Raw genomic sequence first — 17,170 nt, forward strand, 5'->3', positions numbered from 1 at the left:
GACCTCCATGATCTCTCCCGGTTTTCTTCGGATACGCAGAGTTGCCTTATATTTATCCGCATACCGGCTATAGTGCCGCAAAAAACTCCGATAAGAATAAGGGACCTTGTTGCTGGCCCTACACTTAGCCTCATATTCATGATGCAGAAGAGAAAGCGTCACATGGGGCTTGGACAACTCAGCATGAATCCAGTCAAAGTTCATGGGCTGGCGACCTGAAGCTTCCAAAGCCTTTTCAGGAAACAGAAAATCTTCGATCCATTGATCCGTCATTTCATCTTCCAAAGGGCAGAGTAGTCTTTTTTGCTCGGCCAACTGAATAATCTCCGTAACTTTTTGACGAGAGTTGTTAATGGCAATTAAGGAATGTAGCATTTGGCAATTAGCAGATTATAATAAGTTCAATGCACGGCTTTATATGGAGAGGCGGATGCAGTAGGCTGATAGGCCGTGCAAAACCAATGTGCCTGCAGCTTTTGCAGTAGCACTGTATCCGCAGAGGCTCCATGTCAAGCCATTTATGATATTTAACAAATGAGAATTATAAAATTAATTGAATTGCCGAAACATGCATTTTCTAATTGCCGAAAACAGAGAGTTACCGGTGCTTGCGGCAATGCTTCTAAAACTTATCCCTTCATCATGAAGTTCCAATATCCTCCGATAATAGATCATAAAAAAACACCTCCTATAAAAATGGATTTGTCACACCTGCGGTGTGCCCACTAATTATACAGGAGGTCTCGATTGGTAAATAGGCTTGTCATTTATTGGTACAATCGTTGGCATTCAGTGGTAAAAAACACGGCGTTAGTGGTACATTCTATTGGCGGTAATCAGAATTCAAATCGTTGACGCTTTTATCTGAACGAAGTGGGATATAAAGCGCGTTTTTCGCGGCCTTGGCTCGAGCCGCAAACTTGCTTTTATCTGAACGAAGTGGGATATAAAGAGGGGATATCCGACAGCGCATGGATAAATTGTCGGCTTTTATCTGAACGAAGTGGGATATAAAGGGGGAGGTGTATTGATCATGGCTGCACTGGCCGGTTATCCTTTTATCTGAACGAAGTGGGATATAAAGTCAATCAGCAAATTATGATCGTTGCCATCTTGGCACACTTTTATCTGAACGAAGTGGGATATAAAGAAAAATGGTTCAAGATACGTTTCATGGTCCGGAAAATACTTTTATCTGAACGAAGTGGGATATAAAGTCGCAAGGACAGACAGACAAACTCGGTGTCCCTGTCCCTTTTATCTGAACGAAGTGGGATATAAAGAATCTTTACGGTTACCTGGCTCTTTGCCTGTCCGCCTTTTATCTGAACGAAGTGGGATATAAAGGTTGTCCGACGTTAGATATATCGAGCTTCAGCGGGATCCTTTTATCTGAACGAAGTGGGATATAAAGGAAAAATTTACGGGCGATCCTTTGTCGGGTTGGGACTTTTATCTGAACGAAGTGGGATATAAAGACGCGAAAGAGCGGGGTGTCCAGACAGGTGAGGCATTCTTTTATCTGAACGAAGTGGGATATAAAGTAAGTCCGTGTCCTTAGGCTAAAACTATATATTTTCCTTTTATCTGAACGAAGTGGGATATAAAGGCGAAAATGCGGCCATCTTTGACCTCAACGGAACGATCTTTTATCTGAACGAAGTGGGATATAAAGTTATTTATGGACTGATGGGCGTACTGGGCACTTATCCTTTTATCTGAACGAAGTGGGATATGATGATAATCATTTATTGAAAATATCTGTCAATATTGTCGATAATTTTAGTGTGATTTTAGTCGGTTAGGCATGTGTAACGTGCAAAACAAAAGTCCACCTGCTATGCAGGTGGAACAGCAAACAAAACGTTATTGCAATTTAGCATTTATTTTTAGTCGTACAACTTTTTTTACAAATGGCATAATACTAAACGTGAAGTCTGCTTGGGTTCATCCAGGCCACTTTTCCTTTATGAATAGCTTTAACTACAAGAAATTCGTCTCAGTCCTGAATTTTCCCATTTCTTTTGTGAACCGAAGCCCTTGCTCTTCATCATAAGGAAAATCAATGATCTTGTAGAGCAAATAATCGCCGAGTTTAATATCATCAACAAAACGGTTAAGCTTTACAGCCTCCTTGCAACGATAAATTGGTATGTCCACAGTTAAATCCTGTATTTTATTTTGGATATCCATGCGCGCTTTCATTAATGTTTCACGATTTTCGGACATTTTTCCCTTGTGAAGTGTTTGCTTGTATTGCTCCTCCCACGTTTCAACATCAGTTTGATGGGCACGGTAAACTTGGTAGGGAATAATTGTTTGGTTAAAAATTTCACGCAAATTTTTAACGACGTGATCCTCTTCCTCGAAAGGAGCTTTGTTTTTTAAATGGGAAATATATTCTTTTAAATCTTTAAAATATCTGGATTCGCGAAGATTGGCAGTCGTATATGTTTCGGAAATCAGCCGCATCTTATCAGATTCTGTCATAATCTTTGGAGCGCAGTCTGTTGCAAATGCAATCAGTGCCTTTTTTGACAGCTTAAACATGTCAATATCGACGACACTGCGCTTTCCGGAATTTATCCCCGACGGATAATCTTCCCCGCCAGTAAAAATGATCACATTTGCTTTAGTTGCATCAGTAAGAACCCGATTTCGAAAAGTCCGTCCCATACGCTGAAACAGGCTGCTCAAGTCAGAAAGTTCGGTATAGAGTGCATCAAAATCTATATCGACACTGGCTTCAACGACCTGTGTTGTGATCCAGATGCAACGCGATTTAGTCGTCAACTTTCCATCGTTCAATATTCTTTCTTCCAGCTTCGAGCGATCGCTCTTTATGAAACGGCTGTGAAACAAATGAACCTCCCTGTTATTCAGTTCTTGTTTATTCATTTTCTTCAATTCCTGATACAACGCTTGTGCCCTTTTAACCGTATTAACGATCACTAATATTTTGTCCGCTGAGTGATCCTGCACAATCGTTTCGATACTGATCGGTTTATCAACTACCTGAATGCAGTGGCGGATCATAGGTTGGCCATCCTCTTGTTTATAAAAAGGCAGATCCGGCATCTTAAACGGTACTGCCAAAGCCTTGAGCTGATCTACCACAAACGGTGCAAGGGTCGCCGTCATAATCGTAAATTTGCCGCCCATCTCGCTGATCTCTTTCAAAGCTATCAAAAGACAAGCCAGCATTTTGGGCGAATACATCTGAATTTCATCGACAATAAGCTTTGAATAAGCCAGTATTGCTAATTTTTGCTCGAAACCTGGCTCCTTGAAAACAAAATCTAAGATTTGATCCAGAGTGCAAACTGTCAGCGGCATCGACCATTGTCTTGTTTGTTCATAATAATCTGTTGTATATACATTTTTTTCAATATATTCATGTCTTGTATCCGAGTGTAGCAAGCCAACCGCTGCATAATTCAATTGATCCTGACCTTTAATTCGCTGGTAGATGGCATTAATCGAAACACGCAGCGGCAATGTAAAAAAGCCTTTTGCCTCGCCAAGCCAGAGCAATGCTCCTTCGGTTTTACCAATCCCGGTTGATGCCACAATAATATTATTATCTTGTCGATGTGCCTGCATATAGTCTTGTAGCTGATTGGGATGGCTGTGAAGGACTCTATTGAAATAATCTTTCAAGTGCTTTTTAAGGCCTCCGGGTTTTTGCTCAACGGCAATTCCCGCACTTGCTGCATGATCAATTTTGTTTAATAAGCCTTTGACCATGATATATTCCTTATCCGCCATCCGATCATCTGTATAGTTACGAAAAAAAGCACTTGGTGAATTTATCGGGAACGGCTCTAGTCCCTGAACACTAAATTCCTGATTGATCGAGCGAGTCAATGCATCAATATACTGATACATATCTTCTTTAATTATTTTTGATAGATCCATGCCATTTGGTTCAAGGCGTGTGTGATGATAGAATACAGCCTGTGTCAATACCTTCCTTGCTCTCTCGTTTTCAATCTTCTTCAATGAAATCAGAGCGCAACTGAGATAACCATGATTTATTTCCTGCATATGTGGAAATTGATCTTTCAGTAATTGGTCATTTTTTCCAATCGCTTTTAAAATTTTGTTTTGAAATTTCGTGTTCATTTTGCCTAGATCGTGGTAGAAGCAGGCCATTTTCAGTAACGACCAATCTAAGTTGGGGATGTTGGGATAAATTTTTTTTAGACGGCCAAACTCATTGAGCAAATCGATCGTATGCGCTGCAATCGTTTGCTGCGGATTTGATTTAGCAAGAAATAGATTAGGCAAAAGGTATCATCTCCATAAAAAATAGGAGGCAAAAGCTGCCTCCTGGATTCATGCAATAAACACAGGGATCAGGTCCTGATCGACCAGCAATTCATTGCCTTCATAAAATTCTTTTCCGGCACTGGCATGCTCAACCGTCACCGTTTCCCAGCGGCGTTGGTAAACGTTTTTTCTGATTTTTGCTCTTTCATAACGGCGATTAATTTGGTATAAAGTTTTATTTTTGGACTCCCCCTCAAAAGGGATATAGGCGTCGTTTTTCAGGAAGAAACTATCTTCCAGTTCTTTTTTCTGAATAGTAACCCGTTTGACTTGATCGATCCGCACAATATCCTCCCGTCGCCCGAGTGAAAGGTATTCACCAGGTTTAAGAAAAGCCTGAAGAATAGTATCGAAATCCTCATCTGAAGGAATCAAATGAATAATCAAATAGACATCTGTCAGCAGTTCGGTAGTTGTTATCCCGCGTGTTATGCCATAGTCGCGATTATCCGCAGTTGAATGAAGGCGGTAAGTATGCCTGGGCGCCTCATAACTTGCACCCGCAAACTCATACCGCGTGTTGAGATCATTCACTTTTGAATAATAGTTACCTTGGACACTGATTCCCATATTGTGATATTCAGTAAATTCACAGATGCGGTGAACCATTCCCGAGATAGTTGAATAGGGGGGCAGCGGATACGTCTCTCTCAGTTGAAAACTGGCCGGTTGCATGTAATTTACAAGATTTTGATAAAGCTTGATTCGAATCCCTTCCATGCATATCACCTGTTATTCATAATAATGACGAACCGATTCATTGATGGTTCGAAAAAACTGACCGATATTACCAGCACCGAGTTGTTCTTTAATTTCATTGTCATTGGAGAAAATACCCTCCACAAAACCACAGACAGTTTCCGCTTTGATAGTATCGTCCAGAGCCAGTACATCCCGCAACGTGCTTACGTTCAGCCGATTTTTCTGCAGTTTTACACGATTTTCAAAAAAAGGATTTTTGATCTCATAAACACCACCGATGGCAAAAACAGGCGATAGATTTTCCCGTCGTCCTTTGATGTCCCGATAAAGAAATTTAAGAGTGTCGACAAGAAGTTGCACACGTCTTGATTTTTCCTCTACTGAAATCTCAACGTTGTCATTCCGGTCGATTCCGACTTGGTCCAGATCAACTGTCAGGGTATAGGTGTAAAAAGAATGATGAATTTCACTTTGAGCGATATTGCCGCCCTTTTTCTGATCTTCACTCTGATTAACGGATTGATTATACCGATCCAGCAGACCTTTATTCGTCAGAAAATCCGTATCGGCTTGAAAACTCTCCAGTGCAACGGCATTTGAAAGTCGGGCAATAGCCGCACGTGTTTTCGTTTCTTTGCTTGTCTTCATATAGCCGAACAAGTCAATTTCCGGATAATCGGCAATCGTCGCATCCGGTGCAAATTGTATAACGGAGCCGTCTAGGTTAAGCGGCGTATTGTCGGCCCCCATTTGCTGAATGATGTTGTAACGAAGGGCCTGACGGGAAATGTAGGTGTAGCTTTCTCCGGTTCCTCTTGTTAATTTTTTCAACGATGTCACATTACCGACACCTTCACCATAATTAGCGCTCTCGGCTTCAATGATAAAGGTCAGCGTTAATCCTTTTTTATCCATTTTCAGTCCTCCTCTTCTTTTAAGCCTCTCCCGGAGCGAAAACCGAGGATAAAGGCATATCCTAATGTTTGCAATTTATCTTCATCGTGCAGGGCATCAGACAATTCAAGCGGAATGATAAGTTCGGATCCCGGTTCGGTATTTTTAACATACAAGTAAGCATTGAAAAATGTATCCATGAAACGGCTCGTGTTCTTTGTTTTCAATGCATTAAGAAGTCGGTAAGTGATCCCTTGAAGTTTATTGACTGATTTGTCCTTAATGTAGACAGTGGCTAATTTCTGTCCAGCCTTGATCATTTGATTAATGACTGGTTTAGGCACATACGACGGTGAATAATCACTCATTTGTTCTCCCCCTCTTTTCCGAATGGAATAAATAAAATCGTTGTTAATATAAATCAGCTGTCGAATGATAAAAGCATTTTTCAATGGCGCAGCCGATTGTTCAGGAATACTGCTGCGATAAATTTTCTGAATTAAATCAAATTGATTTTTGTTGTCATAAAGCCGTTTAAACACTTGCTGATAAATATTGAGATAATCTCCGTCATCGGTTCTGACAACCGCTTTAATTAGCTTGTCCAAACTTTTTTTGTTCCGTTGGATAATCTCCAGCTTGTCTTTTGAAAGGACGTTGAAGGTATAAGGGCGAAGACTATCAGCTGAATTAAATTTGATAATCTGGATATTGTCAATTTCTCGCTTTTCCTGTTCAGCCTTTCCTTGCTCCATCAAATCGATCAGCTGATAATAGCTTCGCAATTCAAGCAGGTTTATCGTTTCATCATTCTGAGCGTTTAGTTCCTTTGCTGTGTCATTCAAACTTCTCATTTGAAATAAATCACTGCTGCTGTTAACCAGATAACCTTGACCTTTAAGAACGGAAAAACCGGCCGGAACGCAGGATAAGATAAAGTTGCAAACCGGGCAGATATAACTTGTACCCGCATTGAGATTCCAGAAATGCGAAGTTTTCCGTGTCATATCAACACCCATTTTATTCAGCCAGGTCAGATCAAAAGCTGCCGGTTTTGATAATTTCTTTATCGGCTGATTGCATGTGAGACAGCAATATTTGTCTTTCTGATGATCTTCTTTTAAATAATTTTTCAATGGATCGATAAAGTACGTTTCATACGCAACAATTGGATCTTGATCTGCAGCGTTTCGATTCAGCATTGATACATTGCTCCAAAACTGATTAATGATCGAATAGGAAACCTGTTTTGCCATTACGAGTTTCCATGTTGTCGAATCAGTCAGCAATTCCAGTATTCTGCCAATTGTTGACAACTCTTCGGAAATTGCCGGTTGAACATCCTCAACCGTTTGATTCTTTTTTAGATTGATTTTTTTTAAAGCCTTTGCAAGAGTCCTTATCTCGATTGCACCATTTACCGCGACCCGATAAGCCGCAACGTAACTGTTGCTGGTTAATTTGGATTTTGCCCAATCGATGTATTTATTCAGCTGATCAATGCCTTCTTTATCCCATTGCCGGCGCTCCAACAACAGATTGCCTTTTTGCTTAATGACATAAGGAGATAAAAAGACTTCGTACCGCTGTTTGAAACTATCAAAATATGCTGTACCAAAATGTTCTAAAACTACTGAATCAATAATCAGCCGATTAGCATTCAAATCAAACGGAAGATCAGCACGATCAAGGACATTGCAGACACCGATAATTCCTGCATTTTCCAACCATGTTCCTCGCGGTATCACGATTTCAGACATGAAATATCACCTCCTATCAATCAATCTTATCCAGAAGACCAAAAAATTGTGATCGTAGACCAATGGCTGTATGATAAAAGAAATTAAGATCGCACGGATCGCCGGACAGCAATAGCTTCCCTGCGTTGGCTGTAAAATAAAGAGGACCGTCAAAATTTTGATGAAAGTTCTCTTTTATCACTACTTTTCGAAGCGCGTGTTTTTCAACTACGAGCGGCTGATACAATGGTCGCCCTAATACAGATAAGACGACCTTGTTAGATATTGTGCTTAATTCTTCAGAAAATCGTGGATCATTTGCTAAAAGAGGTTGACCTTGTTTATCTTCAACTAAAATGGGTGAACAGGTTTTAAACCAAACAAGTGATTTATCGATTCGTTTCTCTCTCAGAAATTCGATTCGTCTCAGTTGCATTGTCGTTCCATTGTGACTATAAATTTGTCCAATGTGCAGAGCATTGAATAAATAAACAATAAAATTTGGATAACGTTCGGTATCCGCCGAAACTGTTAAGTACAGAGTATCGGATGTTATCTGATCATCAACAATACGGATGTTGGGGAAATAAGCAGCCAGTGAAAAGGGCTTTGTCTTTTTTTCCTGTACCACGAACAATTCTTCGTAAAAAGACGGATCTTCTTTTCGAATAGACTCTTTAATCAGAGAAAGCAAAAGCAAGCGATAGGTAATCGGGAAATTTTTAATTGAATAGATCAAACGAGCACGCATATTTTCACCTCTTTTTTATCCATGTATATTGCTTTTAAACAATACCTACACTTTTAATTATGTACAATTTCCAATAAAATGCAAGAGGAATTTAGATATTTCTAAATTATATTATGTTCTCTTTATTTGGAACCGCTTTCATATTTTCAAAACATCTACAGATGGTCAACAATCAGAAAGTCACTGATGGATAATTCGTGATGTCGCAATTTGAAAATTATAGACCCACTATGTTCAAATAAAAAAATAATTTTTTTAAAACAGAAAAAGCAAAATACACTTTATATCCCGCAATCGTTCAGATAACTGTACCTATTTTATTTTAGCAAAATTCGAACATAGATAAAAGATAGTTAAATATTTGATAAATCATATCAAGCTTTACAAGGGAAGTTAACACTTATCAAAGCTATCTTTATTCTGGCATTATTCGACAAATGATATTCACGTTAATCTGCAGCTAGGTGAATGTTTCCCCGAGGAACATCAGGGACTTATAATGAACTAGGGATATCTAAAGCAAAAGGATAGTAAACTTTATGTAGGGAATCAATTAAAGAAGAACTCTTCAAAAAATATTTGTTCGGCAAAAAAAACCCTAATGATAAATTTGATCCAGTAATAGCTCATCATTTCAATGCTGTGGCCAGAAAAATCGGCAACGGTAAGACGCCGGAAAATCATACAGACCTAAGAGAAGCATTCAGGCATCGATCGTCGATACTTTTTCTATATTCAGAAGGAGAGGGTGAAAAAAGAGATATTCCTCCGTTTGTCCGGCGACTGTACTTGGATCATCGCTTTGAAGCCTTTATGAATTGTTGAATCGACGGCCGTTCATGAATCATATGGATTATTTATCCATCCTAAAAAGGTGTTTTGGGAGATGAAGACACACTTTGATAATTAGAAAAGTGATCCGCTTCATATTTTACCAGCCAAAGTAATAGTTCTATTTTCGCACCTAAAAAGTAGAGACTTTAATCGTATTACATCTTATTTTACTGAGAGAAGACAACTTTTAGGCAATTAACTTCAGACAGGGAAAAATCACTGCCTACTTGTTATAATAGAACCTTGAAGCAGGTTATTCATGAAAATAGTTAAGCTCTCAAAAAAACGTTTTGAGATTATAAGAGCTAACCGCAAAGGATCTTGCAAATGGACAAAGAAAAACTTCAGCATTTGCTTTCCGCATACAAGCGACTTGAAAAAGAAAATGCCTATCTGAAACAGCTGAATGCACGATTAATGCACAATGCCGGAAACGCAGAATATGAACCTGCTGAACGCACGGCTGAATCTCTGTCTTCTGAAGCCGTAAAAGATTCAGAATGCATCTCAAGCTATGCATGTTCCAAGGACAAGATAACTCTTTTCAGAAGCCTTTTTCGTGGCAGAGATGATGTATATGCTCTTCGATGGGAATCAAAAAGGGGGCATTCCGGTTACACTCCGGCCTGCAAATATGAATGGCAGCGTCCTATTTGCCTGAAACCGGAAATAGATTGCAGCAAATGCAAAAATAGAACACTTCTTCCGCTGACAGACCAAACAATCTATGGACATCTGAGTGGAAAACAAGTGGTTGGTCTGTATCCGATGTTAAAAAATGAGACCTGCTGGTTTCTTGCAGTGGATTTTGATAAGAAAAATTGGCAGGATGATGTGCGTGCCTTTCTTCAAGCCAGCGGACAACTGGAGCTGCCGTTTTACGTTGAAAGATCGCGATCTGGAAACGGCGCTCATGTCTGGTTGTTCTTTTCTGGGCCTGTACCTGCGAAAACGGCTAGACGTTTGGGCACGCTGTTACTATCCAGAGCTTTAGAACAGAGATATGAGTTAGGACTTGACTCTTATGATCGATTGTTCCCCAATCAGGATACACTGCCAAAGGGAGGTTTCGGCAACTTGATTGCTCTGCCGCTGCAAAAAGAGGCAAGAATGCGGGGAAATAGTGTTTTCGTTGACGAAAATTGGATTCCTTACCCGGATCAATGGCTTTTCTTGTCTTCACTCCGAAAAATAAACGGAGAGGAGTTAGAAGGCTTGTTGTCCGGAAGCAGGCAAAGCAATCAGGAAATTAAACATGAGGCCTGGCCGAAACAATTAAATGTCGAATTTAAAAATGGAATTTATCTTGACATGGCATCCGTACCTTCTTATGTTATGACAGAGATTAGGAAGATTGCCTGCTTTTCAAATCCCGAATTCTTCCGGAGGCAGGCACGGAGAATGACTACCTCAGGAATTCCGCGGATCATTAATTGTACCGATGAAGTTGGGAATGCTCTGGTTATCCCGCGCGGTTGCTTGGAAAAGCTGAAAAGTCTTGCTGAAAAGCATTCGACGGCTTTAAAAATTGAAGATAAGAGGTACTCAGGATCCATGATTGATCCGGTATTCTATGGGAGCCTGACAGCGATTCAGCAGGATGCATTGGATACATTACTGAAAAATGATGATGGGATTCTGGTCGCTGTACCGGGATTCGGTAAGACCGTCGTAGCCTCTGCTTTAATCGCCCGTCAAAAAGTGAATACCTTAATCATCGTTCACCGCCTGCAATTACTGGAACAGTGGATTGAAAAGTTATCTCTGCTGCTGAAGATACCAAAACAGGAAATCGGACAAATAGGCGGAGGCAAGGACAGAATAACCGGAACTATTGATGTGGCGATGCTGCAATCGATAAACCGCAGCAACGGAATAAAATCGTTTGTCACTCAATACGGACAAGTGATCATAGATGAATGCCATCATATTGCAGCCTACAGCTTTGAACAGGTATTTCAGAAGATTCGAGCAAAATATATGCTCGGCCTTACGGCGACTCCTGTCAGAAAGGATGGACTCCACCCAATTATCGAGATGCAATGCGGCCCGATCAGATATAAAGTAAATGCGAGAATGCAGGCTAAGGTGCAATCATTCAGACATCTACTTGTTCCGCGCCAAACTGATTTTACTTCGAAGACAACGGATGCACAGCAACTTTTCAGCGAATTGACAGAAAATGAGAAAAGAAATGATCAGCTTTTTAACGATGTGCTTCAGGCCCTTGAAGAAAAAAGAAAACCGATGCTTATCACAGAGAGAGTTGCTCATGCCGATAGTCTCCGGAAGAGGCTGGATCCCTTTGTAAAGAATATCTTTGTCCTGTCGGGCCAGGGAAGGAAAAGCGAACGTCAACATGAGCTTGAGCTGTTGTCCGATCTGCCGGATGATCAGGAGTGCCTTGTTATTGCGACCGGAAAGTACATTGGCGAGGGGTTTGACGACCCCAGGCTGGATACACTTTTCCTTGCCATGCCGATTTCCTGGAAAGGGACACTTGAGCAATATGTCGGCAGACTTCATCGGGAACATTTGAATAAAAAGGAAGTACGCGTCTATGATTATGTCGACGGAAAAGTCCCGATGCTCCGAAAGATGTTTCAAAAACGTCTCAAGGGGTATCAAGCGATGGGATATATTCCAATGGATCACGCTGCGGACAATAATGAACAAATGAGGCTGTTTTAACAAAAAGAGGCTATTCTAAAGGGATGGCCGCCGATCAGATTCAGATTCGAGAAGTCGGCCGATCCATGTTTTAAGAAATGAGAAACTGCCTCATAGTCGGGAAATCAACGGATGATCTATCCCTTTTTTCTTCGCATGAATCGATCAGACATAAAAACTCCCCTTTAGATGAGCAGATTTTATGATTTCATCTGTCAATCTAGGGGGAGTCTATCACAGTTGAGTAATCAGCCTATGAGACAGCCTCATTTTTTATATATTTCCGATGTGCTTAGGATAGAAGTATCAGGGGCGACGTCTCTATGGCCGGATTACAAATTTTTATCCATATTGAACGTCAGTTTCGACAGCGACATGGCGTCTGTCGTTAATTTCTGCAGCAATTCGCGTGTTTTATTGAGAGCGAGTTCTGCGTTGCGGCTGCCGGCTTCGGTCAGAATGCCGGGGATGCGCTCCTGATCCGCTTGTGCGGCTTCTGCGTCAGTTTGGGCGAGATTGCCCAGGAACCGGCTGTGCAGGTCGTCTTTATAATCTTCTACCTGTTTCAGAAAGGCGTTGTAATGCGGTTCCACGATGACAGGGATCGTTTTGTAAAGCCAGTAGGCCGATGTCAGGCAGAGCTTCCGGGGTGCTGCCGCATAGGCTTCGGGAACGGATGTAATGTTTGTGTAGAAAGGTACATAGGGGCTGAATGTGCCCGCCAGCTGAACCCATTGAATACCGGCAAGATCATCCGGGACATCCGGCCGGATCTGCAGGATATGCGAATCCTGTGTCCGGTTGAGCGAGATAGGGCGGAATGCCGTTTTGTCCGCTTCGCTGCCGGTCCCGAGCGGATCGTAAGGGGTTTCCTGATAGTGGGAGCTCAGAATATAGGCGATATCTTCCACCCCGATTTTCCGGTTGGCTTTGCGGAGAAACGGCAGGTTGTCGGATATCGGATCCTGCTCAATCCCGGGATTTAAATATTTTTGGCCGTACCAAACGCGCGGAGTGTTGTAGTGATGGTCGAAGACGGTTTGCGTGCCGAAAATGTTTCTGAAATGGATTGTATCAAAGCCGGTATTCAGATGATGTTTTTCAATGAAATCGATGAGGGTCGCGGCCGTCATGAAGTTGTCTTTGTCATCAGGATCGATTTCCTGAATCGCCATCTGGTTGGCAACCACGGCGTACGCATCGTCCGGTATGCGCTGAGCGGCCCACTGGTGGCCAGTCGCAATTTCCATGTACCAGACTTCGTTCTTATCCGCGAACAGGATACCGTTTGATTCGGCGGCGCCGTAGGTTTCGACGATCTTTCCGAGCCTTGCGACGCCGTCTCTGGCTGATGTGATGTAAGGCAGGACGACGCTGACCATGCAGTCTTCGGCAATCCCGTTTTCGACGAGCGGGTCGTAACCCAGTACGCGCGGATTGCCATAGATGCTTTCTGTTGCGCTCATCGCCACGTTCTTTTCATTGATACCGGCATCCGGGTACGTCTCGAAACGGTCTTCGCCGTCCGGAATCGTCGTGTAGCGGAATCGCTCCTTCGGCAAGGTGATTTGAAAATGATTGCCGGGCGAGTCGTAGTGTTCCTCCTGATCCAGAATCTCATGCGGGTGGACGGTGAGACGCTTCGGTACAATCACGTCATAGCTGTCCCCGTTGCGGGCGATCATTGTTGAGCCGTCAAGTGTTGCCTTCTTTCCAACCAATACGGTCGTACACGCTCCATGTGTTTTCTGCTGCATAACGAACCCCTTCTATCCATTAGAATCTCGCAAAATCATCATTAAAATCATGAACCTGCTTCACAAATGAAGGATTGCTGAGCAATGCTTATCAGTTATAAGCGGATCATTTTAATAAAAAAAGGCGAATGAAACTCGGTCGCTTATCATTTTAGCACAGAATGGCCTGCCTGAACGAAACGGTCGGCTTACCGGGAAAAAAGTCACAGACGGCAGCCGCATGGATACGATCCGAACGGGGCGTCCTGTCTGGCGCAGAGCTTTTAACGAAGGTATTGCCCGGCGTACGGAACGGCCGTTGGACATTTTAAAACGCCCTTTGCTTCCAGATAAGAGGATCCTGGAATGGTATGACTATCCTCAATATTTCCTGTTTAAGACGCGGCTTTTTTAACACTGCGGAGAAAAAATTTAAAGGATTATCTATAAACGGCTGAACAAGGATACCGCATTCTTTGTCCGCTGCTGGAGATCCGTTCTGCGGCATCTTCAGTATGAACAGTCCCGGCCGTTACCATTCAGGCCGGCCGGTGCCGGTTTTTTACTCCGGAATAGTGGAAACGAATCAGAAAGGGCATGATGCTATTTTAATGAAAGAAACAAACGGCACTCTAAAAAAATGGGTGTGGCGGCTGGCGATGGCAGCGGTTTTAACATCTATACGATGAGCCGGCGGCAGATCGCTGTGCAGCGTGTTTCAACGCTGCAAAATGATTCAAGCGGACTTCAGACGCGATGAAAGCAAAGGCTGAGCATCGCACACGATGCAGCGGGCCTTTCAGGAGCTGTTGACGGGCTGAGGTAAAGGTCCGTACATCCATGAACATCGCACATGATGCAGCGGGCTTTTCAGGAGCTATTGATGTGCTGAAGCAAAGGTCCATGCGTGCGCCGATGTTCCGTGTTTTTCAGATTCCTGATCAATCTTTGAGGCGGAATATCCGACAGGAATCACGATAACTTGGGAAAGGCATGAAAATTTATCCATTATTTAATTGTTTTTTTAAACAGGTTATGACAAAATTTAATCGTACGATAAAAGAAAGGAGGTTCGTCGTCATGTCCAATGTTTCACTGGATAATGCGCTGCTCGCTCTTTTGGCGCAAACACAGGCACCGTCCGCGACTTCGTTGAGTTCGCAGTCCAATAGTACAGCCGGCACTTCTTCTGATTTTGCGAAATTGCTTGCTTCGGCATTAGTGAATGATTCGTCTTCATCCATGTTGAACAGCCTTTCAAGTACAGCCGATAGTACCGACAGTTCAGGCACGGACACCGGCCTGACGGGCGGATTGACTTCCGATTCACTTTCTTCCGGTTCTTCCGATAATCTGCTCTGGGACTTACTGGCTTCAACACTGTCCCAGCCGGCGAGCGGGACAACCGGCTCATCCAATGCGGTGCCTGCTGCCGCAGAAAGCGCATTGAACCTTTCCAATTCGATCGTGTGAGCGCACAGGCAGAAGCCTCTGGAGCAGTCATTGGACTGCCATTCCGGGGGCTTTTGCATTCCGCTCTTATCTCATTAGGCAGGCTTGAACGCCCGTATCTTGTTGTTCCCCTCCTGTGCTGCCTTGGTGAATGGCTTTTTTCGGATCTGCTTCCGGGTGGCGCCATAAACAGCAGCCCGGCCGTCATTGGATCTGTATCCTTTTAGCATGAAAAGATTTCCGGCACATCCACCGATTTTGCTTCTTCCATCTGTCAACTGGATCAGATCGATTTGAAATGCATTTTTAAAATGGGCATTTCCCGCCTGTTTTTATGGATTCAGCCATTTTTCGTTCTTTAAAGAAGATCCGGCTTTGCTGCAGGCGAGTTGTGACGCCCGGGAAGGTCTCCTGCCGGACATGGTGCAGCGTTCAGGCTCGGCCGCCGAAATGCTTTGCAGTAAAAAAATCCCGTCACATTCGAATGAGTGACGGGGCAGGCTGTGCTGAATCAAGGTGTTTCGGAATCGGCTCGTTTACATTTCTGCCGGCTTCAGTTCAGTTCCTGTCTGTCGGTTATTTTTTGCCCGACGATTTTCAGCTGTCCGGGAGCCGTTTCTTTAACCTGATAGTTGCTCTTGAGCGTAAAATCTTTGTTGACGAAGTTATCGTTTTGATCCGTATAGGATTCATTCCAGGCTTCCGACACGTCCATGCTGAATGTGTCCTTTCCGATGTACTGAATGTTCGTAATATCAAAGGACTGGTTCGATTCTGAAATGCCTTGGCTGTTGAATTTTTTCGCGTTGGCAATCTGCATGTTGGAAAAATCGGTGTCTGTTTCGAAATAAGAAGCAAACTCACTCGTGTCGCCGCTCGATACGGCGGTTCCCAGGGCATCGAAGAAGTTGCTGAAATAAGAATTCAGCGTGTTCCGGTTTGTGCCGCTGTCGTTTCTGTCCAGAACGTAAAAATTGTCGGAGCCGCTTTCGTCGAAAGTCAGATCGATGCCGTCGTTTTCCGCCTGGTCAAGCGTCAGACTACTGCCGTCGTAGCTGCTGTCTGAAATGTTTACGGAATCTGTCTGTATCGACTGGCCGTTCACTGTATACTTGGCATAGAATGAAGGACTGTCATTTTCTTTGAAAGGGCCCCACTCTGTAACCTGTGCCAGTGTCTTTCCTGTATCCTTTCCGTTGACGTAAAGTTCCGCATCACTGATATTGCTGCGGACGGGAATATAGATTCCGGAGAAATCCACCTTGACTCCCGCTGAATGAATCGCTTCCTGTACGGACGTGTTCATGCTTGAAGATTTTCCATAAATGGTATAGTAACCCGGAATCACTCCGGCCAGTGTCAGCGTTTCCGGCGAATTGGCCGACGCCTGAGCGGCGGTCTGCGCTTTGCCGACACCTTCAATGCCGACCTGCATCCCTTTTAAATTCGTGATTACCAATGGATGAATCAGATTCGCCCTAATCTGATAGTTATTGAAGATGAAAAATTTCTTCCCGCTCTTCTCAAGATAATAAGGAGAGGAGCTGCCGCTCTGAGTGTCGGCCGATTTAATCGATTGCTGGAATGAATGCAGTACATTAGTATATATGCCGGGCTGTTTCTGAAATAAAGCGAGCATCGCCTTGATTTGAGAATGATCGGCCGGCATATTTCCGTTTGTATGAACGAGTCCTGCCAGCGTATGTACATCCTGGTTCTGTACCGCATTTTTAAAAGCGTCGATGGTCCGCTGCGGATCGGCCATCGTTTTTCCAATGAAAAACAGAGCGCCGACGATCACGATGACGGCGATGATCGGAATATAGATTCTTTTTTTGAGTGTCAGTGATTTGGCTGTATAACGGGTCTGCGGTTCTGCCTCGGCAGCCGCCTGTTCCATGATTTGCGGCGGGGCCGGCTGAACGTGTTCGGCCGATTGGGCCGGGTTAACGGGGAACCCGCAGCCCGGACAAAATTTAGCGTCCTCTTTAAGCGGTGAACCGCAGTGCGCGCAATATTTTGCCATAGATAAGCTTCCTTTCCGTGCGGCTTGGCGAATG

Annotated in this window: 9 protein-coding genes, 1 pseudogene and 1 CRISPR repeat array; of the genes and pseudogenes, 2 read left to right on the plus strand and 8 right to left on the minus strand. The window is 43.2% G+C overall.

The genetic code is table 11. The features are described from left to right. The 6 genes and pseudogenes from Q6A92_RS18815 to Q6A92_RS18840 form a co-directional block, all read right to left on the minus strand. A pseudogene (locus Q6A92_RS18815) lies at window positions 1–315 on the minus strand (IS21 family transposase); the annotation flags it as partial. A 542-nt stretch (window positions 316–857) separates the two neighbouring features. Further along, window positions 858–1,740: a CRISPR direct-repeat array (repeat unit 29 nt; unit sequence CTTTTATCTGAACGAAGTGGGATATAAAG). Between the two features lie 243 nt (window positions 1,741–1,983). After that, window positions 1,984–4,290, minus strand: coding sequence for a CRISPR-associated helicase Cas3' (gene cas3 / locus Q6A92_RS18820; protein WP_332239035.1), 2,307 nt, complete (start codon window positions 4,288–4,290; stop codon window positions 1,984–1,986). Window positions 4,291–4,338: 48 nt separating this feature from the next. Then, complete coding sequence (gene cas5 / locus Q6A92_RS18825) at window positions 4,339–5,052, minus strand: CRISPR-associated protein Cas5 (protein ID WP_332239036.1); 714 nt, start codon at window positions 5,050–5,052, stop codon at window positions 4,339–4,341. A 12-nt stretch (window positions 5,053–5,064) separates the two neighbouring features. Further along, the gene (gene cas7i / locus Q6A92_RS18830; protein WP_332239037.1) at window positions 5,065–5,949 is read right to left on the minus strand and encodes a type I-B CRISPR-associated protein Cas7/Cst2/DevR; all 885 of its coding nucleotides are present in this window, start codon (window positions 5,947–5,949) and stop codon (window positions 5,065–5,067) included. Window positions 5,950–5,951: 2 nt separating this feature from the next. Beyond that, a complete protein-coding gene (cas8a1, locus tag Q6A92_RS18835) occupies window positions 5,952–7,688 on the minus strand; it encodes a type I-B CRISPR-associated protein Cas8b1/Cst1 (RefSeq protein WP_332239038.1) in 1,737 nt (578 codons plus the stop codon). 16 nt (window positions 7,689–7,704) lie between these two features. Then, window positions 7,705–8,418: a CRISPR-associated endoribonuclease Cas6 gene (locus tag Q6A92_RS18840; RefSeq protein WP_332239039.1), complete on the minus strand. Its 714-nt coding sequence runs from the start codon at window positions 8,416–8,418 to the stop codon at window positions 7,705–7,707. 1,161 nt (window positions 8,419–9,579) lie between these two features. Here Q6A92_RS18840 and Q6A92_RS18845 point away from each other — a divergent pair. Then, window positions 9,580–11,943, plus strand: a complete 2,364-nt coding sequence (locus Q6A92_RS18845; protein WP_332239040.1) for a TOTE conflict system archaeo-eukaryotic primase domain-containing protein — start codon at window positions 9,580–9,582, stop codon at window positions 11,941–11,943. 311 nt (window positions 11,944–12,254) lie between these two features. Here Q6A92_RS18845 and Q6A92_RS18850 read toward each other — a convergent pair whose 3' ends face one another. Further along, window positions 12,255–13,679 (minus strand): C69 family dipeptidase, encoded by a 1,425-nt coding sequence (locus Q6A92_RS18850; protein ID WP_332239041.1) that lies wholly within the window; start codon window positions 13,677–13,679, stop codon window positions 12,255–12,257. A 1,059-nt stretch (window positions 13,680–14,738) separates the two neighbouring features. Between Q6A92_RS18850 and Q6A92_RS18855 the strand changes: the two genes are divergently transcribed. Then, complete coding sequence (locus Q6A92_RS18855) at window positions 14,739–15,131, plus strand: hypothetical protein (RefSeq protein ID WP_274398465.1); 393 nt, start codon at window positions 14,739–14,741, stop codon at window positions 15,129–15,131. A gap of 532 nt (window positions 15,132–15,663) precedes the next feature. Here Q6A92_RS18855 and Q6A92_RS18860 read toward each other — a convergent pair. Further along, window positions 15,664–17,136, minus strand: a complete 1,473-nt coding sequence (locus Q6A92_RS18860; protein ID WP_332239042.1) for a zinc ribbon domain-containing protein — start codon at window positions 17,134–17,136, stop codon at window positions 15,664–15,666. Window positions 17,137–17,170 lie beyond the last annotated feature (34 nt).

Origin of the sequence: Sporolactobacillus sp. KGMB 08714, assembly GCF_036598985.1 — a bacterium.
Taxonomy (GTDB): Bacteria; Bacillota; Bacilli; order Bacillales; family Sporolactobacillaceae; genus Sporolactobacillus.